At 70.0% G+C, this 18,068-nt stretch carries 13 protein-coding genes and 1 pseudogene; 5 read left to right on the top strand and 9 right to left on the bottom strand.

Annotated elements, in window-relative coordinates; translation table 11 throughout:
• Positions 1 to 74 precede the first annotated feature (74 nt).
• Positions 75 to 287 (top strand): annotated as a pseudogene (locus ACTRO_RS51370) (helix-turn-helix domain-containing protein); the annotation flags it as partial.
• A 213-nt stretch (positions 288 to 500) separates the two neighbouring features.
• Positions 501 to 1,028, top strand: coding sequence for a DUF2690 domain-containing protein (locus ACTRO_RS49575; protein WP_245594326.1), 528 nt, complete (start codon positions 501 to 503; stop codon positions 1,026 to 1,028).
• Between the two features lie 48 nt (positions 1,029 to 1,076).
• Here the strand turns inward: ACTRO_RS49575 and ACTRO_RS08455 are convergent, their stop codons facing one another.
• The gene (locus ACTRO_RS08455; RefSeq protein WP_034262582.1) at positions 1,077 to 2,933 is read right to left on the bottom strand and encodes a condensation domain-containing protein; all 1,857 of its coding nucleotides are present in this window, start codon (positions 2,931 to 2,933) and stop codon (positions 1,077 to 1,079) included.
• A 128-nt stretch (positions 2,934 to 3,061) separates the two neighbouring features.
• On the opposite strand from ACTRO_RS08455, the gene ACTRO_RS08450 reads away from it, so the two are divergent.
• Positions 3,062 to 4,660, top strand: coding sequence for an amino acid adenylation domain-containing protein (locus ACTRO_RS08450; protein WP_063627950.1), 1,599 nt, complete (start codon positions 3,062 to 3,064; stop codon positions 4,658 to 4,660).
• Complete coding sequence (locus tag ACTRO_RS08445) at positions 4,657 to 4,941, top strand: acyl carrier protein (RefSeq protein WP_051450518.1); 285 nt, start codon at positions 4,657 to 4,659, stop codon at positions 4,939 to 4,941. The genes ACTRO_RS08450 and ACTRO_RS08445 overlap by 4 nt, the downstream gene beginning before the upstream one ends.
• Positions 4,942 to 5,983: 1,042 nt before the next feature.
• Here the strand turns inward: ACTRO_RS08445 and ACTRO_RS45530 are convergent.
• The 8 genes from ACTRO_RS45530 to ACTRO_RS08410 all read right to left on the bottom strand — a co-directional run bounded on the left by ACTRO_RS45530 (position 5,984) and on the right by ACTRO_RS08410 (position 14,537).
• Positions 5,984 to 6,409: a transposase gene (locus ACTRO_RS45530; RefSeq protein WP_157435968.1), complete on the bottom strand. Its 426-nt coding sequence runs from the start codon at positions 6,407 to 6,409 to the stop codon at positions 5,984 to 5,986.
• A gap of 8 nt (positions 6,410 to 6,417) precedes the next feature.
• Positions 6,418 to 7,575 carry a transposase gene (locus ACTRO_RS08440; RefSeq protein ID WP_051450878.1) on the bottom strand — a complete coding sequence of 386 codons (1,158 nt, stop codon included), beginning with the start codon at positions 7,573 to 7,575 and terminating at the stop codon, positions 6,418 to 6,420.
• Positions 7,576 to 8,501: 926 nt separating this feature from the next.
• Positions 8,502 to 9,158 carry a class I SAM-dependent methyltransferase gene (locus tag ACTRO_RS08435; protein WP_051450515.1) on the bottom strand — a complete coding sequence of 219 codons (657 nt, stop codon included), beginning with the start codon at positions 9,156 to 9,158 and terminating at the stop codon, positions 8,502 to 8,504.
• Positions 9,159 to 9,212: 54 nt separating this feature from the next.
• Positions 9,213 to 10,679 carry a class I adenylate-forming enzyme family protein gene (locus ACTRO_RS47060; RefSeq protein WP_157435966.1) on the bottom strand — a complete coding sequence of 489 codons (1,467 nt, stop codon included), beginning with the start codon at positions 10,677 to 10,679 and terminating at the stop codon, positions 9,213 to 9,215.
• Entirely contained in the window at positions 10,676 to 11,014 is a 339-nt protein-coding gene (locus ACTRO_RS08425; RefSeq protein ID WP_034262574.1) for an acyl carrier protein, read from the bottom strand. Before ACTRO_RS08425 ends, ACTRO_RS47060 begins: the two co-directional genes overlap by 4 nt.
• Positions 11,014 to 12,609: an AMP-binding protein gene (locus tag ACTRO_RS08420; protein WP_084316084.1), complete on the bottom strand. Its 1,596-nt coding sequence runs from the start codon at positions 12,607 to 12,609 to the stop codon at positions 11,014 to 11,016. The genes ACTRO_RS08425 and ACTRO_RS08420 overlap by 1 nt, the downstream gene beginning before the upstream one ends.
• Complete coding sequence (locus ACTRO_RS08415; RefSeq protein ID WP_051450513.1) at positions 12,606 to 13,601, bottom strand: ferritin-like domain-containing protein; 996 nt, start codon at positions 13,599 to 13,601, stop codon at positions 12,606 to 12,608. The genes ACTRO_RS08420 and ACTRO_RS08415 overlap by 4 nt, the downstream gene beginning before the upstream one ends.
• Positions 13,602 to 13,625: 24 nt before the next feature.
• Complete coding sequence (locus ACTRO_RS08410; RefSeq protein ID WP_034262572.1) at positions 13,626 to 14,537, bottom strand: hypothetical protein; 912 nt, start codon at positions 14,535 to 14,537, stop codon at positions 13,626 to 13,628.
• A 215-nt stretch (positions 14,538 to 14,752) separates the two neighbouring features.
• Here ACTRO_RS08410 and ACTRO_RS08405 point away from each other — a divergent pair, with 215 nt between their 5' ends.
• Complete coding sequence (locus tag ACTRO_RS08405) at positions 14,753 to 18,067, top strand: hypothetical protein (protein ID WP_157435964.1); 3,315 nt, start codon at positions 14,753 to 14,755, stop codon at positions 18,065 to 18,067.
• Position 18,068: the final 1 nt, after the last annotated feature.

Genomic DNA, 18,068 nt, shown 5'->3' with positions numbered 1-18,068 from the left:
GTAGCCGATGCCATCGGCTTGCGGGATACTCGGCGCACCTTTGTGAAACAAACTGAATCAATGCACGGAGGCCGATGATGGGACGCCGGGAGGCTCCCCTGCGGAACGACGACGACTCGTGTGTGAAGTTCGCCGCGGAACTGCGGGCGCTGCGGATAGCTTCCGGTGAGCCGACCTACCGGCAGATGGCCTCACGGTGCCACTTCTCAGCCGCGACCCTGGCCCGCGCCTCGTCCGGGCGGGTGATGCCCTCGCTGGAAGTCACGCTCGCGTTCGTCGGCGCCTGCGGTGGCGATCCCGGTCCGTGGCGCCACCGATGGGAGTCGGCGCGGCGCGAACATCCCGGGACGGATCGCCGACCCGAGGGCCCCGACGAGACGGGGACGCCGCCCACGGGTGATGACAGCGATCAGGCCCAGGGACACGACACCCGGCCGTCGCCCGAGTCCGCCGAGCCGGAACCTCCCCGCCCGCGCACGCCGTGCCCCAGGCGTCGCCGCGTGGTGCTCCTGACCGGCGCGCTCACCATCTCGCTTGCGCTCAACGCCGTCCTGCTCTTGAGCGCAGGCAGGCGGCAACAGCCGTCTCCCAAGGCCGCTACCGCGACGTCCGCACCCATAAACGACGGGACCGATCCCGTGGCCAACCATTGCGACGACGCGGTCAACCTCGACGTTCAACAGATCAGGCTGCGCAGCAGCGCGCTGATCGACGGTCATCGTCTGCGCGCCGGAACCTCGATCGGCACCATCACGCTGCGCTACTCCCACCAATGCGCCGGAGCATGGGCGCGCTTCGACCCGGCCGATGGGCTCTTCGAAGACCCCGACGAGGCGAGCATCACCCTCGGGGTGGGCCGCCCGGCAGACGGATCGCAGAACACCTGGCGGCTCGGGCATATCGACCAGACCTACAGCGACTTACTGCTTACCGGCATGGGTTGCGTGCAGGCGACGGCCACCATCACCGTATTCGACGGCAATGTCACAGCGGACGGCACCACGCGGTGCCTGCCGCCGATGGCATAGGAACCTCCGATCCTGGTGCGCACGGACATCTCCGGCTGCACCCAAGGGTCAGGCCTGCGACGACAGCCTTGCCGCGAGTGATCGCGGCGTCGGGTGCTCGAAGAGCGTGACGATCGCCACGTCGCGGCCGGTCGCCTCGATCAGGCCCCCGTGTACGGCCGCGAGCGTCAGCGAGTCGCCGCCGAGGTCGAAGAAGTCGTCATCCGGGCCGACGGTGTCGAGGCGCAACTCCGTCTGCCAGAGCTCTGCGATCTTCGCGAGCCAGCCCTCGTACTCGGCGGAGACGAGGCGTGCGGCGAGAGTGCGCAGGGAGACGGGCAGTGTGAAGTCGTACGCGCCGAGGCCCTCGTGGCCCCGCTCGCGCAGAAACGCCAGCACGGCCGAGACCATGAGCAGTCTTCCGCCGGCCTCGAGGTAGCTGCGGTCCGGATCGACAGGTGCGATGGCGTTGGCCTGCTCGACCGCCGTGGTGAGCGCCGCGACAGCTGCGGCCGACGTCGCCAGCGCTGGTACGGGCTCTGATTCCGACGGCAGAGTCGGGGCGTGCCGCAGGCGTCCGGGTCCTTCGACGCCGGCCAGACGCTCGACGTCCGGCCAGGTCACTTCGCCGTCGAGGAGTGCGAAGAGGAGCTCTTCCGGACCGGTGAGCAGGGCGCGCATCTGCCGTGGAGTGAAGACGTAACGGTTGAAGCTGGATTGGATCTTGGCGACGCCGTCTTCGATCCGGACCATGAGATATCCCGCGAAGCCGCGGTAGTCGGCGGTGGTCTCGTTGCGCCCCATCAGAAGTTCGAGCTCACCGGCCGACTCACCTATGGCGGTGACGAGCTCTTCTTCCGGGGCCTTGGCGGCCTGTGCGTACGCGTCGTCGAAGGCGAAGTTCACCGTGGCGCCCTCGGCGAAGAGCGCGCCGCGGCTGCGCTCCTCGAGGGCCAAGATCTCGCGCAGCTGGAGGAATCCGGTCTGCGCCCGGGCATGGGCGCGCAGGGACTGTCCGGCCACGCGGCCGATCAGCGTGGCGAGATCGGGTCGGTCTTCGACGTCGACGACGATCGGCAGAATGCGGTGGAAGCAGCCGACTACGTCGTTCTGCTCCTTCGTGCGGCCTGCGAAGTGGTTGCGTACCACGCTTCTCGGGCCTCCCGACATCGCGGCGAGGAGCGCGTGGATCGTCGCCAGGTAGACGACTGCCGGAGTGGTTGCTCGACGTCGCGCCACCAGGGCGAGAAGCGCCGGCAGCCGGTCTGTGGTGTACGCGGCCCCGTGGCGGTCGAACAGGCCTTCGCGGCTGGGAGTGAACATGCTCGTCGGCATGATCGCCGCAGCCTGTTCCCAGAACGTGGTCGTCGAGGCGCGTTCGATGTCCGGGCAGTCGAGTGGCTGCGCCTGGGCTTGCGGTCCCGAGATGTCAGTGTCCGCATGGCCAGTCAGCCCATTGATGATATCGACGAACTGCGCGGCCAGCAGCGTCGTGCTGCGCCCGTCCACGAAGCAGTGCGCTACGACGAGCAGTACCTCGGTCACGGCGCCGTCGTGCCGGATCGCGGCCGCCGTGACGGCCGGGAACACTGACGGGTCGAGCTCTGCCTGCGCGCGATCGAGGCAGTAGTACAGGTGGTCGTGTGGCGTGGGGTCGTCGAGGAAGTCGAATTCCAGCGCTGCCGCGGCATGCACGACTTGGCTCGGCACGTTGTCCGGGCCGAGCTCGATCGTGGTCCGCAGCGCCTCGTTGCGCTCCAACAGCCGCAGCACGGCCGCGCGCGCCGTCGCCTCGTCGATTGGCCGCGGGGGCAGCAGGCGCACCGGGACGTTGGAGGTGTCGCTTGAGCGCAACTTCGGGTCCTGCATCTTCCACCACTCGTACTCCTGCGCACCGCCGAGCGGACCGCGCCGTTCTACGGACACCCGCCACCGCCTTTCGTTCCGTGATCCGGACCGGTTGACAGGCCACGGATTCGATGAAAGCCTCTCGACTCGAATTCTTTGTCGAAGCGCTTCGATTCCCTGATTATGACCGACAGGGCGGGAGAACGGTGTCGCAACGAACGGGGTACGGACCGGTGCACCAGCGGGTCCGGGAACAGGCGCGGCGCGATCCTTCCGCGCGGGCGGTGGTCGATGCCGAAGGCTCGCTCAGCTACGGGGAGCTGGACGAGGCGAGCGGGCGCGTGGCGGTGGCGCTGGTGGCCGCGGGCGCGCGGCCGGGCGACCGGATCTGCCTGCTGATTCCCAAGTCCGCCGACACCGTGGCGGCGATTCTGGGCGTGCTGCGGGCCGGCTGCGTCTACGTGCCGCTCGATCCGGCGAGCCCGCCCGCCCGGCTGGCGCAGGTCGTGCGCACCGCCGAGCCGAGCATCCTGCTCGCCCGGACGGACCGTGCGCAGCTGGCCGCGGACTGTCTCAAGGAACTGGAACCGCACGAGCGACCCGGCGTGCTCGACCTCGCCGACGCGCTCGCCGCGCCTGTGCCCGCGGACGGCGCCCCCGACTCGCCCGGTGCCCCGAACGGCCTGGCGTACCTACTGTTCACCTCCGGCTCCACCGGCCTGCCGAAGGGTGTTGCGATCGGCCACGCCAACGTCGCACACTTCGTGACCTGGGCGAACGAGCACTTCGGCCTCGGCCCGGACGACCGTGTGTCCGGCCACTCGCCGCTGCACTTCGACCTGTCCGTCTGGGATGTCTTCGGCGCCCTGACCGCCGGCGCCGAGCTGCACCTCGTACCCGACCATGTCAACCTACTGCCTGAACGCATAGCCGCCTTCATCCGCGATGCGCGGCTGACGCAGTGGTTCTCGGTGCCCAGCGTCCTGACCTCCCTGGCGGGCCGCGACGTGCTCTCGCGGGTCGAGCTGCCTGACCTCAGACGCCTGATCTGGTGCGGAGAGGTCTTCCCCGCGTCCGGCGTGCGCTATTTCGCCGAGCGGTTGCCGCACGTGCGGATGGCGAACCTGTACGGGCCGACCGAAGCGACCATCGCCAGCTCGTACTACGAGATCGAGAACCGGCCGTGGCCCGAGGACGCCGCCGTGCCGCTCGGTCTGCCGGTGCCCGGTGAGCAGCTGCGCGTGTGCGGGCCGGACGGCGCGCCGGTGCCGGCCGGGACGATCGGCGACCTGTACATCGGCGGCGCCGGACTCGGCCCGGGCTACTGGCGCGACCCGCAGCGCACCGCAGAGGCCTACCACGAGTCGCCTCCCGGATCGGAGCAGCGCTGGTACCGCACCGGCGACCTCGCGAGCGTCGACGCGGCAGGGCTCTTCCATTTCCACGGCAGGCAGGATCGACAGATCAAGTCGCGCGGCCACCGGATCGAGCTCGACGACATCGAGGTGGCGCTGAGCGCACTGCCCGAGGTCGAACAATGCGCTGTCATCGCGGTGCCGGACGAGCGGTCGGGGCAGTGCGAGATCGCCGCGGTCTGCGTGCCGGCGCCCGGCTTCCAGCCGACCTCGGCTGCCCTGCGCGGCGCCCTCGCCCAGCGACTGCCGCCCTACATGCTGCCGCGGACCTGGAAGTTCGTGCCGAAGCTGCCGACCAACCAGAGTGGCAAGATCGACCGGCGCGCGGTCGCGGACACGCTCGGGAAGCCCGAGCCCGCCACCGCGCCAGAGAACGGGGAGCGCAGATGACCGAATCGCGGACGGAATCGGCCCGTGCGGAGGAATGGCCCGACGCCTTCGCCGCGCTGGTGCGCGAGGCGCTGCCCGATCTGCCGGCCGAGCAGGCGGTGACGGCCGAGAGCCGCCTGCTGGACTCGGGCCTGGACTCCGTCGGCGCGGTGGCGCTGATCGGGGGAATCGAGGACCTGTTCGGAATCGTCCTCGACGAGGAACTGCTCGACCCCGACCTGTTCTCCACAGCCGGCTATCTCTGGCGGACGGTGCGCCGGCGCGCGGACGCGGACGGCTGAGCCCGACTGCGCGCCTGCACAGTCTGCTGCTTACTGCGTTTTGATGATCGGCTGGGTGTTGGTGGGAGGTGGTGGCTTGTCGGTTCGTGGTGTGGGCGGCCGCTTCGCGTCGCCGGTTTCGTCTATCCACCCGCCCACCCGTTGCGTAACGGGGTGGGCTGGGGTTTCAAGATCTCGCCTCCGGCGGGGGCCCTTCTCTCGGAGAGATTGCCGGGTCCACGCGGTTGCTGGCGTTGGCGGGGCGGGCTGACGTCGGGGGTGGTGGGGTTGCGGGGGTGTGCTCTCTCCTCGGTCGGTCCCCGGAGGCAATCAGGAACCTGCCGGGAGGTCAAGCGGCGGTGGCCTGGGTTGATGCTGAATCGTGCATCGCGCCGCTTGACCTCCCGGCAGAACCCTGATCGGGCTTCGCCTGCCCGACCGAGGAGAGAGCCCACCCCAATGTCGTTCGGTTCAAACGGGCATGCCGCGCCGCACGCAACGCGGCGCGCGTAATGACCAAGGGGCATCGGCGCACGTCAACCGCTGCAGCGCACGCAGGCTACTGGTCGCTTGCCGCCAGAGCCGGCTACACAGCGGTAGTCAGCCACTGACGAACGCGTTAACGATCGAACATAGCCATCGACGCAGTTCATCGGCACTGCACCAACGATCATGGAACTGAACCGAACGGCATTGGAGCCCACCCCCTGAGGGACCAGTGCGAGCTGCGCTCGGGCCGAGTCCCGGCCCGTGGCCCGGTCGCGCCCTATGCACGATCTTGCATCGTGGTTCTGGGCTGCTCTCTTCTTCTCTACTCCTTCAACGCCGGGGCGCGCGCCCGAGTTCCCCTGAAACCTCCGTTATTTTTAATTATCCGGTAAAAGCCGGATGCGCGGTTTTTGTCGGTGGTGGCGTCTAGCATGGAAGCGTACGAGGGTTGTCGGGACTTGTGACGGAAGGGGGGTGGACGGGGTGGCTGGGCAGATGGCGTCGGGGGTATGGCTGAAAGCGGTGCAGGATTTCCCCTCGGGGGACTCTGCTGGCGAAGTCGGGGGTGGTTTGGTTAGGCGGGTTTGCCGATGTGGTGGGTGTCGTAGAGGGCTTGTATACGGGTGGGTCGGCGGGGTTTGGTCTGGGTGGGCGCGTAGTGCGCGCCGAGGCGTCTGATGTTGATCGCGATGCCGGTCAGGACGTTTTGGAGGTGGTTTTTGGGGAGCCCGCGGTAGCGGGAGTGGCGTAGATCGCTGATGCGTACGGCCTGGGAGATGGTGCCCTCGATACCGGCGCGCTGGTTATAAACCTTCTGCCATTCTGGGGTGTGCTGGGTGCGGATCGCGTTCATGCGGGCCTCGTAGGGCTCGCGGGGGTGAACGACCAGCACGCGTGGCCGAGGGGCCGGCGCGCTCAGACAGGCGGTGCGTAGCGGGCAGGGTGTGCAGTCGCGGCGGGAGAAGCTGAAGGCGACCAGCCCGTTCTTCTGCCCGCGCATCGGGTTGCTCACCTTCTCGCCCGGGCAGCGGGCGCGCCCGGTGTCCCAGTCGATCTCGAACTCGCCGGGCTGAAGGTCCCGGTCTTCGCGCCCCGCCCGCTCGAGACGGTGACCGGCGCGATCAGGGTGATGCCGTGGCCGGCCGCGGCGATGAGGTTCGCGGCGGTGGGATACCCGGCGTCCATCACATGCACGCCCGGGCCCAGCCCGCGCGCCAGGAGCCGTTCCTGGATATCAGTTGTCTGCGCGGAATCCTGCACGGTCGCCGCGCTCGTGGCGACATCCGTGACCAGGTGCGGGAGATCCTCGTCGCAGGACTCGGTCAGGTGGACCTTGCCTCCCTCCCACCCGCTCGCGCGTTTGACCGCGTAGCGGGCATCCGGGTCGTACGGAGAGATCGGCAACTCGGCCGCGGGCGGCAGGTCGGTGACGGCTTTGAGCACCCATCCGCCGCCCTCACTCCGCTCGAAGTGCTGCTCCCAGACCTGGGCGAGCAGCCGTACCTGCGGCAGCCTAAGGACCCACCCGGCCGTGGGGTCCGCCTTAAGCGTCTCGAGCAGCAGCGAGCCGTCCGCGCCGAACCGCCCGGCCAACTCCTCCATCGTGGCCTTGCCCCGCCCGCGCCCGATCAGCCGGGAGGTCTCGACCTTGCGCCCGTACCGCTCCTCCCACCCCGGCGCCAGCAGCGGCACGACCCGCTCCGGAGCGACCCGCGCGATCTCCTCGAGCGCCGCACGCACACTCTCGCCGAGCATCTCGACCCGGCCCAGCGAGCGCACCGCCGCGAGCACATGCGTCGAGTCCGTACGCGCCCGCCCGCCCGCGCGCACCAGCCCGGCCGCCTTGAGCTTGTCCAGCACGGTATCGAGCAGCGCGTCCGCGCGCCCCGGCTCGGCCAGCCGGGCCCGGAACTCGGCCAGCACCGACGCGTCGAACCCGGTCTCAGCCACATCCAGGCCCAGCGCGTACTTCCACGAGATCCGGTCCGCCATCGCCACCACCGCCTCCCGGTCCGAGAGGTTGTGCAGGAACTGCAACACCGTGACCATCGCCAGCAACCCCGGCGAAAGCGCGGGCCGGCCGAGCGCCGCAAACATCCCGGCGAACCGCTCGTGCTCGAAATCCTCATCGGCGAACAACGGCCCGAGCGCATCACGCACCCGCATCTCGCCCGTGCCCTTCGGATGCACCGCCCACGCCAACGCGGCCGTCGCCGCCGGAACCCCACCAGCCCGCACAGGACGAAACACCACAAGCCCCTCAATCACCCAGCCGACACGACCACCCAGCCTGCCACAAAATCAGACCACGACTTCGCCAGCAGAGTCCTCGGCGTGCGGCAGGCCCAGGGGCCCGAGCGCCGACGCCTTCACACGGGTCGGGGATCGGGATGCTCGGATCAGGGCGATGCAGGATTCTTCCGCGCCGAAACACGGCCGGCCTGCGGGATTCTGCCGCGAAGTCTGGGATCGGGGTCGATCGCACCAGGGCGATGCAGGATCCTGCATCAAGCGCGACCGGAGCACCGACCCTTTCGCATGGATCAAGGGTCGGGATGTTCGGATCACGGTGATGCAGAATCCTTCCGGATCGTGGACTTCCCCCTTGAGGCCGGGCCACGGCACGGGTCTCGGCCCGAGCGCAGCTCGCACCGGGCCTCAGGGGGTGTGTTCTCTCCTCGGTCGGGCAGGCGAAGCCCGATCAGGGTTCTGTCGGGAGGTCAAGCGGCGCGATGCAAGATCCAGCATCAACGAGGGCCGCCGCCGCTTGATCTCCCGGCAGGTTCCTGATTGCCTCCGGGGGCCGACCGAGGAGAGAGCACGCCCCCGGCACCTCACCATCCCGGACCTCAGCCCGCCCCGCCAACGCCAGCACCCCACAAACCCCGGCATCTCTCTCCGAGGGAAGGGCCCGCCAGCGGCGTTTTTTAATCTTGAATCTCCAGGCCGCCCCGCCAACGCAACGGGTGGGCGGGTGGTCAGACGAACCAGGCGACGCGAAGCGGCCGCCCAGCCCCCGACGCCCACCGCGACGCGACAAGCCATCCCACCCCCCCACCAACACTCAGCCGATCATTAAATCGCTCCATGCGTCAGCGGAAACGCCCGACGGCCCACGCACGGTCCGCCGGCCCTTCGATCCGGTCCACGATCCGGCCGTCCACCACGTACTCGAGCGCTTCGATCCGTTCGGAGTCCACCGCCTCCTGCCAGGCCCGGGTCGGCCCCGCGCCCCACAGGTACCACGGCGTCAGGTCGTCGACCACGACCGTGGCCTGCTGCGCGGCGATCCGCGCGCTGTTGCGGATGTCGTTGGCGGCGACGTCGTACATGTGGCTGCCGTCGATGAAGACCAGATCGAAGCCCTGCGACCCGGCCCGGCAGGCCTCGGCGAACTCGGGCACGGTCACCTGCGAGTCGCCGACCACGAGCTCGTGCCGCCCGGGGTAGCGCTCGTCGATGAACTCCTTGGCCAGTTTCACGCACGGGCGCAGATCGAGCTCGAAGGAGACCACTCTCGCCTCGGGTGAGCTCTCCAGGAACCCGATGGTGGAGTAGCCCACGTTGAATCCGATCTCGGCGATCCAGGTGGATCCGCTGCGGCGGGCCACGTCCCGTAGATGCTCGATCTGGGCCAGGCTGGCGCCGCCTTCATAGATGCCGGCCTCGGCCTGCATCACGTGGTTGAACATATGCTTGACCACCAGCTCGAGGCGAGCGGGTGCGGGGGAGAGAGTGTAGACGGCCATGGAGGAACTCCTGTCGAAGAATTCGTCGAAGCGCTTCGATGCCTCGATCGGGGTTTATCGGTATCGGTGGCGCTCGACTTTGTCCGCCCGGGAACGGCTGAGCGCGTCGACCGTTTCAATGCCGCGTGGCACCTTGTAGGGCGCCAGCGCGGCGCGGCAGTGCGCGATCAGCTCGGCCTCAGCCGGCGGGCGCCCCGGGTCGGCCGGGACGACGACCGCGTAAGCGATCCGTCCCATCGCCGCGTCGGGGCGGCCCACCACGACTGCCTCGGCCACGCCGGGATGCGTCAGCAGCCGCTGCTCGATCTCGCGGGCGCTCACCTGCGCGCCGCCGACCTTGAACACGTCGTCCACGCGGTCGGTGAGGTAGAGGTAGCCGTCCTCGTCGAGACGGCCCACGTCCCCGACGCTGAAGTGGCCGTCCGGGAGGGAGCGCAGGTGCGCCACGTCCTCGGGTGGCGCGGAGAGCATCAGCTCATTGCGGAAGTAGATCTCGCCGACCTTGCCCGTGGGCACCGCGGCACCCGATTCGTCCGCGATCAGCACATCGCCCCAAGGCCGCCCGACCGTACCGCGCCGCTCGAGCCACTCATCGCCGTCGCACACGGCCAGGCCCACCATCTGCGAGGCGCTGTAGAGCTCGAAGACCCGGTCGCCGCCGAGCCGCGCGATCCAACTGAGCTTGAGCCCCTCCGGGCACGGTGCCGCCGTGTGCAGGATCCCGGTCAGGCGCGCGCACAGCGCCTGACCGAGCGGCCCGTCCGTGTCGAGCATCGCCATCTGATGCGGGGTGAGCTGGCACCAGGTGGGCGGGAACAGACGCATCGCCTCCAGTAGTTCGGTCGGGGCGATGCGGGTCGGCACCAACAGATGCGCTCCGCGCGCGAGACCGGCCAGGCTCGTGGTCAACGGCGCCGCGTGGGAGAGCGGACCGAGCACGAGCTGCACGGCGTCGATCTGCCACTTCGCCGTCCACATCACCGCCGTGATGACCTCGAACAGGTCGGCGGGCCGTCGCTTGACCGCCTGAAGCTGCGGCAGGCCCGTAGTCCCGCCGGAGGGCAGGTACCACGCCGTGGTCGGCTCGGGTGCCGGCTCCGGCAAGTCCGATTCCGCGCTGTCCGGGGCGCAGTCCAGGGCGCCATCGATCAGCTCCGCGACAGGCAGGATCTCCTCATCGGTGTGCTGGACCAAGCCTTTCAGCAGAGTCTCCAGCTCGTCCGCCGTGGCCTCCGGCGGCACGATGACGGGAGTGCAGCCGAGCCACCAGGAGGCCAGCACAGCGACGTAGAAGCGCTCGCCGTTCGGCAGAGCCACCCACGTGCGCATGCCCGGCCGCGCTCCGGCCTGTGCCGCCGCACTCGCGACACCGGCCACGCGCCGGCACAGCTGAGCGAACGTCAGCGTGCGCCACTGGCCGTCCACCCGGGTGGTCAAGGCCGGCCGGTCCGGATCCGTGAGGGCGAGCTCGCGGATCCGGGCGCACACGGCGGGCACGCCTGGTGCCGCGTCCCCGCTCACAGCGTCCTCAGCATCTGCTCCACCTGCGCCGGGCTCGGCACCACGGCGGCCGCCTCGGCGATCCGGCGCACCACGAAGCCACCGAGATCCTCCACCGTGCCGATCAGCGAGGCGGCCTCGAAGGTCATGAACTCCACATCGAAGAGCTCTTCCAGCCGCACCGCCAGCTCCACCAGCCGGAACGAGTCGAACCCCAGCTCGTCGATCAGCGATTGGGAGGGCTCGACCCTCTCCGGCGAGCCGGGGGCCAGCCGCGCCACCACGCGTTCGAGGGTGGCGCGGACGAACGTCAACTCCGCCTCGGACAGCGCTCCGACGGCTCCTTGCTCCTGCATCAGTCTCCTTCCCCATGTCGGCCCGATTCGGGCCGGCCCGTTCCTTCGGCGTGATAAAGCACGGTGTGCTCGAACCCGTCCGCCAGCGTCTTGGCCCACATGACCCGGCGGCGCGGCTTGCCGCTGGTGGTGCGCTCGATCCAGCCGGATCCGACCCGCGCGACCTGCAGGTCCAGCCACGGCAGCGGACCGGCGACCGCCCGGCCGACGGCCTCGGCCTCCTGATCGGCCAACGCCCCCTCCACCGCGATCACCGCCCGCTCGCGCCCCTGCACGGCGCCGAGCAGCGCGACCGCCGTCCGGCGCGCCGGCAGCGCGGGCGCGACCAACTCCTGCACGTCGTCGGCGAAGACCCAGCGGCCGAGGTACTTGACCGCGTCCCCGATGCGCCCGAGCACGAACAGATCCCCGCCGTCGAAGAACCCTGCGTCACCGGTGCGCAGCCGAGGCCCGATCTCCCCCATCCCGGATTCGCCTCTGGACAGTCGCGCCCGCGCCAATGAGGGCCCTGAGACGTGGATCTCACCTACCGCGCCGTCCGGCACCGGCAGACCGTCCTCATCGAGTACGCACACGCCGACACTCTCGAGCGGGCGGCCGCAGGAGACCGTACCGTCGGCCGCAGTGCGCCAGGCCGAGCCGAGCGGTGTGCCCGTCACCGCGAGCGTCGCCTCGGCCATGCCGTACGCGGGCAGCACCGCCGTCTCGCGCAAGCCGTGTGGAGTCAGGAGTTCGCTGAAGCCGCGGGCCGTGGCGGCGTCGATCCGCTCCGCCCCGACGATGACCGCCCGCAGGTTCGACAGATCGGCCCCGCCGAGGTCGAGGTCGCGGATCCGCCGCCGGACGTGCGAGAGCCCGAACGGCGGGATCGCCGTGATGGCGCAGCGCTGCTCGGCCAGCAGCCGGACCCAGCTCGCGGGGGAGCGGACGAACTCGTGTGGCCGCATCAGCCAGATGTCGCAGCCTACTGTCATCGGCCCGAGCAGCATGCCGACCAGGCCCATGTCGTGGTAGAGCGGCAGCCAGCTGCCGAAGGCGTCCTCCGGCTCGACCTTCAGCCAGTGGACCAGCGCGGTCACGTTCGCCCACAGCGCATCCGGGCCGAGCAGCACTGCGCGCTGCGCGCCGGTGGACCCGGAGCTGAACTGGATCAGGTCGGGCTGCTCGTCCGCGGGCTGCCGGACGGGTTGGGTGGCGTGTTGGGCAAGGAAGGGCTCGACCTCGGGATCGGCTGTCACCGCCGCGGCGCCGACCAGCTCGATCAGAGCATTGATATGCTGGGCGTACGCCGCGGGCCGCGTGAACGCCGGTGGCGGCGCCGCAGGAGCGGGGCTCGCCCCGAGCAGGATCGTGCCGAAGTACTGCGCTGCGAACCGCACCGGGTCGGAGACAACGATCAGAACCCTGTCACCCGCCCCGACGCCGCGTCCGGCCAGCGTGGCGGCGGCATCCTGCGCGAGCTCGGCCAGCCGGCGGTAGGAGGTGAACTCCCAGCGGTCTGAATCGGGCGAGGTGGCGTGCAGGCCGCGCTCGTCGTCCGGCTCGTGGAGCCAGCCCGTCGGTGACCGGTCCAACAGCCGCAATTCAGGGCTCATCGATGCGCCGCCGAACTGGGGCGCACCAGGGACAGCTGCTCCAGATGCGCCCGCACGCTGTCGGTGAAGAGACCGACGCGGACCAGGCAGGCGGTGACCCTCGTGAACATCAGCCGCCGGAAATCGACCATGATCGGGTCCGTGGTGGTGAAGCGCACTCCTTCGGCCACGTCGACGCCGAGCCGCTCCCAGACCTCGTCCATTCCGAAGCGCCGCGCCATCAACAGCGCGGACTCCTTGACGAACTCCTCCCGCTCGGCCAGCTCGCGGCTGGTCAGCTCGGGATACAGGCCCTCCAACGCGAGCACGCCGAAGGCGACGTGGCGCGACTCGTCCCGCGCGACCAGTTCGGTGATCCGGCGGATGACCGGATCGAAGGACGTGGCGTTGCCCAGCCGGAACATCGCCAGCGCGATCCCCTCGACGATGACCTGCATGCCGAGGAAGGTCAGGTCCCACGCGTCCGTCCCGATGATGTGCGCGAGCATTGTGCGCAACGGCGGATCGATCGGGTAGGCCGCGCCGAGCCGGTCGAGATAGGTGGCGTACGCCTCGACATGCCTGGCCTCGTCAGCCACCTGAGTCGCCGCGAAGAGCTTGGCCTCCAGATCCGGCACGGTCTCCACGATGCGCGAGGTCGCCAGCAGCGCCCCCTGCTCTCCGTGCAGGAACTGGCTGGTCATCCACGCGTGGTACTCCCAGCGGAACCGCTCCCACAGGTGGGCCGGCACCGGCGAGCCCGCCCGGCCGCGCAGCGGCACTCCGGGCAGCGCGCCCTGGTCCGGCAGCGGCGAGCCGAACTCCGGCACGTTCGCCCACTCGATGTCGGCGGACGCGTTCCACTGCGCGCTCTTGGCCTTCTCGTACATCGCCGTCAGCCGTCCGTCCCGGCCGTCGTAGCGCCAGGTGAAGCGGGCGGCCACCTCGGCCTGCACTGTCATCTCCTCGGCCACGGCCTTCCCCCAGGCCTGTGGTGCGTCTATCTGCGCCATGGAATCCCCTCCGTCAGGATCACGTCACGTCTTCGGCGGGCCTTCCGCCCGAGTAATCAGGGAGCTGCGAAGCGGTGCGCCGTTGTGGAAGACGAAGGCGCGCAAGGCATCCGCGACCTTCCAGTAGGCGCCGACGGGCTCGCGGTCGGCCGGCCAGAGGGCGGCGTCGACGATTCCCCAGCCGGCCAGGGCCCGCAGGAAGAACGGGTCGGCCCGACGCCATTCGGCACCGTCGCGCAGTTCGATCCAGCAGTGCGGCACCGACATCGGCGGAGCGAGGAAGACCCCGAATGCCGCACGCACCTCGAGCCCCGACGCGAGTCCCTGCCCGACAAGGTGGTGGGTGGCCAGGCGGCAGTCGGCGAGGCGCGTCGCGCGCAGAAAGCCGAGGTCGCCGGCCAGCGCGTCGGGCAGGTGGTGGAACTCGACGTCGTCGAGCGAGTGCAGCAGCGCGTGCACGGCCTCGCTGCGCGCCAGGTGGCGCTCGGGCCCGCCTTCGAGTTCGAGCTCCAACCGCAGGTGATGCGGTGCGAGCGCGATCGCTGCGGTGACGTCGGGAACGTCGGCCAGCCAGTGCGCGAGGGTGAACTCGCACGCCCCGTCGTGGCCCGGGTTCGGGCACCGCCCGACGATGTCCAGCGTGCGCAGGATGCGCTTGTCCTCAGCCCCTGCCGCCAACGCCGCACCCAACAGCGTCAACGAACGCCGTTGAGGGGAGTCCAGGCCGAGCCGGAGACCGATGTTGACCAGATCGTTGCGGTCGAAGAACTGCTCGGACCCCTGGATGCGGACGGGAAGCCCGAGGTCCACGAGTTCGTCCAGCAGCGGATCCGCGATCCGGTGGATCCGCACGGCGAGCGCGCGCGGCTCGGTGAAAACCCGATGGGAGTCGGGCACTCGCCGGAGCACATCCACGATCGGCCGAAGCTCAGCCATGGCCACCCCCTCGTCAGACCTCGGTGTCGAAGCTCAGGCTCGGGGCTGAGTTTCAGCCTCGGTGTCGAAGCGCTTCGACGCGCACTCTATACAGACTCCACGTGCGTGGTCTAGCATTGGGCGCAGATTTCTGACGGGGCGACAGTCTGTGCGCGGCCAATGGAGGACCGAAATGTCGAAGCGCTTCACCGGCCGGCGATAGCGGGAGACGCCTGGTGCAGCCGCGTTGGCCTCGGCCGTTTCCACTCGCCCGCGCCACCGCGCACTGGCCCGTTTTCCTGTTGGTGTTCGCGATCGCCACGGCCACGGCCACGCTCGTGGCCGCCTTCGCGGCCTTCGACGCTCAGGCCCTGGGCCGGGCCTCGGCCGCCCGCTTGGCGGGTGCAGATACCTCCTTCACCTTCAATGCGTCGACCACCTCGCCCGCGGCGTATCAGGCCGCATACGAAGCCGTCCGCGCCGACGCGCGGCAGAACCTCGGCTCGCTCTCCTTCGCCACCGAAGCGGCCCTGTGGTCCAAACCGCTGCTCTACACCGCCGTCCCGACCTCCGACGGCGTCGTCGAGAGTTTCATGGTCGCCACCGCCGCCGAGAATCTCGCCGACCACGCCACACTCGAGGCCGGGACCTGGCCGCAGGGGCCGAAGACATCTCAGGGTTCGAAGTCCGCAGGTCCGATCCAGGTGGCGATCCCCGTCGCCTTGGGCACCAAGCTCAAGCTCGGCGTGGGCAGCGAGCTCGCACTGAACCAGAGCATGGGCTTCGCCGCCGCGAAGAGCTCGGCCGCGACGTTCGTCGTCGTCGGCCTCTACCGGCCGGATTCCACCACCGACATCTACTGGCGGCTGAGCCCGGTCGGGACCGCGACCTCCGTCGAGTACGGCGCCGCCTTCACTTACGGCCCGCTCGCGGTCAACTCGGCCGCGTTCACGGGCGGCTCGCTCGCGGCCGCGAACACTGTGGTGCTGCTGCGGATCCCGGTCACTTCTCTCGCCGGCGCCAACCCGTCCACAGCCGCAGACGAAGTGAGCCAATTCCTCGCGGTCATATCGCAGGACCCTGCACTGCCCGGGGTGCGGACGGACTCGACCCTGCCGTCCGTGCTCTCCACCATCGCCGCGTCGCGAGCGTCGGCGAACTCCACACTGCTCGTCTCCTCGCTCGAGCTCGCCCTGCTCGCGGTCACGGCACTCACGGTCTGCGCTCGGCCCCTGGCCGCCCGGCGCGAGGCCGAGCGCGCGCTGTTCATCCAGCGCGGCCGCTCCACGTGGCAGTTCATCCTCGCCGACCTCGTCGAGGTGGTGCTCGTCGCGGCGTCAGCACTGGCGGTGGCCGGGCCGCTGGGCCTCGTCCTCGGCCGGTATCTCAGCAGACACGCAGGCGAGGCGACCGGCACCGCCCTCGGCTCCCCGTCGCCCGCTTCGCAATCCTGGACTGCAGCAGCGATCTTCGCTGCATTCTGCGTTCCCGCGCTGTTCTTCTCCGGAGGCCGACGCCGCGCGACGCGCGAGCTGCCTCCCCGCAGCACCCGGCAGGCGCGCCTGGCCTCCTTCGGCCGTGCACAGATCGACGTCGTCTTCGTGGTGCTCTTCGCCGTCGCGTACTGGCAGCTGCGCTCGCTTCCGCTGATCAGCACCGGCTCGGACGGCGGCGCGCAGATCAACCCGCTCGGCGCGCTCTGCCCGGCGCTCGGCCTATGCGCGGCCGCGTTGCTCGGCCCTCGGCTGATCGCCCTCATCGGCGCGCTCGCCGACCGGCTCTCCGACCGCGGCCGCGGGTTCTCCTTCGCACACGTCGCCTGGCAGGTCGGGCGCACTCCGCGTCGGCAGGCCGGACCGGCGTCGCTGCTGGTCCTGGCGGTGGCGCTGGGCACGTTCAGCATCGCGCAGCACCAGACCTGGCTCGACTCGGCGGCTGCTCAGAGTGCTTATCAAGTGGGCGCGGACGTCCACGTCACCGTTGAGAACGCCGACCCGCACAACGAGGGCGATCCGGCTATCGCGAACCTTTCCGGAGTGAAGAGCGCCACCGCGGCAATACGCTCGGGCGGTGACGGCAGCTCGACCCTCCTCGCGCTCGACAGCACCACTGCGTCGAGGACGATGTACGCCCCGAACGGCACGTTCTCCACGCCCTCGGCGCAGGTGTGGTCGCGGCTCGCCGGATCGAAGGTACCTGCGATCGCCTTGCCGGGCCGCCCTTCGCGCGTCGCAGTGTCCTTGCGTCTCGACGGCGACCTCACCGGCAGGTCCGTAGCCATCGCCGTTCAGGACGCGCACGGAGTGACCACGCAGGCCGCAGCTCAGGCGATTTCGGACGGTGCCGAAACGAGCACGCTGATTTACGCTCTGCCGAGCGACTCTGCGCTCGCCTATCCCTTGCGTCTGGTGGGGATCTCGCTGCACTACGACGTTCCCATCGGCGCTGTGAACGCCGGCTTCTCGATCGTCGGGATTCGTACTTCGGACAGCGCGTCCGCCGGATCGCCCGGCACCGGGACAGACCTCAGTACTCTCAAATCCTGGTCCGCCTACGCCGACAGTCCCGGCCTCAATGCCCTGATCCCCACCCTCCAAGCCCACGGTCTCCAGACACCCACATCGGCCAGCGCCGCGAGCGCTCCGGCCGAGGGGCCCGACGGGGCGTGGACCGAGCACTTCCAGCCCGGCGAGGGCGGCCGTGATCTCGGTGCCCTGGCCCAGTACGGAGTAGTGCTGCCCGTGCCCGGCTCCCTCACGCTCAGCCCACTGAGTCGTGCCAGCGCACTGCCGGTCGCCGCCACCGCGACCTACCTCGCCGCGAACCACCTGGATATCGGCTCCTCGACCAGCATCGACATCGACGGCAACACGCTCCCCGCGCAGATCGTCGCCTCGACGCAGGACTTCCCGACGATGCCCGGCGCCGAGGATCCGAGTGGCGGCGTCATCGTGGACCTCGCCCGACTCGAGGACGAAGTCCTCGCCAGCGGCTCAGGACCCGAAGTCGTCGACGAATGGTGGCTCGATACCCGGGGCGGAGCCGTGCCCGCCGGACTTCCCGCCGGCACCGCCGCCACCGACCTCGCCGACGTGCGCGGCAGCATCACGGGCGATCTCTTCGCCGAGCCCGCCCAGCAGGCCCTGCTCGCACTCGGCATCGCCGTCGGCATCCTGGCCGTCGTCACACTCGCCGCGGTGGCGGCCGCCTCGCGCCGGGAACGCGCCGGGCACGAGGCCGTGCTGGCCGCGCTCGGCCTGTCCGCGCGGCGCCAGGCCGCCCTGCAGTGCGGCGAACGCAGCGTGGTGAACGTGCCTGCGGCCCTGCTCGGCCTCGGCTTCGGCATCGGGCTCGCCTACCTGCTGCTGCCCTCCCTCACCCTGACCGTCGACGCGACGATCCCGGTGCCGTCAGCCAAGATCGTCATCGTGTGGGGCTGGTCGGCCGTGCTCGCCGCAGTCGCGGCCTTCGCCCCGCTCCCGGCTATCCTGCCCGCGGCTCTGCGCCGACCGGACCCGGCCGCCCGGCTGCGCATGACGGAGGAGCTGTAGC

It is taken from the genome of Actinospica robiniae DSM 44927 (assembly GCF_000504285.1).
Classification (GTDB): domain Bacteria; phylum Actinomycetota; class Actinomycetes; order Streptomycetales; family Catenulisporaceae; genus Actinospica; species Actinospica robiniae.
Note: the sequence above shows the minus strand (reverse complement) of the source record. Positions and strands in the feature narration are given on the sequence as shown.

Bases quoted from the DNA above. Each gene is read 5' to 3' on its own strand.
- ACTRO_RS08445 (WP_051450518.1), top strand. From the start codon at position 4,657: ATGACCGAATCGCGGACGGAATCGGCCCGTGCGGAGGAATGGCCCGAC.
- ACTRO_RS45530 (WP_157435968.1), bottom strand. From the start codon at position 6,409: ATGCGCGGGCAGAAGAACGGGCTGGTCGCCTTCAGCTTCTCCCGCCGC.
- ACTRO_RS08440 (WP_051450878.1), bottom strand. From the start codon at position 7,575: ATGCGGGTGCGTGATGCGCTCGGGCCGTTGTTCGCCGATGAGGATTTC.
- ACTRO_RS08435 (WP_051450515.1), bottom strand. From the start codon at position 9,158: ATGGCCGTCTACACTCTCTCCCCCGCACCCGCTCGCCTCGAGCTGGTG.
- ACTRO_RS08425 (WP_034262574.1), bottom strand. From the start codon at position 11,014: ATGCAGGAGCAAGGAGCCGTCGGAGCGCTGTCCGAGGCGGAGTTGACG.
- ACTRO_RS08420 (WP_084316084.1), bottom strand. From the start codon at position 12,609: ATGAGCCCTGAATTGCGGCTGTTGGACCGGTCACCGACGGGCTGGCTC.
- ACTRO_RS08415 (WP_051450513.1), bottom strand. From the start codon at position 13,601: ATGGCGCAGATAGACGCACCACAGGCCTGGGGGAAGGCCGTGGCCGAG.
- ACTRO_RS08410 (WP_034262572.1), bottom strand. From the start codon at position 14,537: ATGGCTGAGCTTCGGCCGATCGTGGATGTGCTCCGGCGAGTGCCCGAC.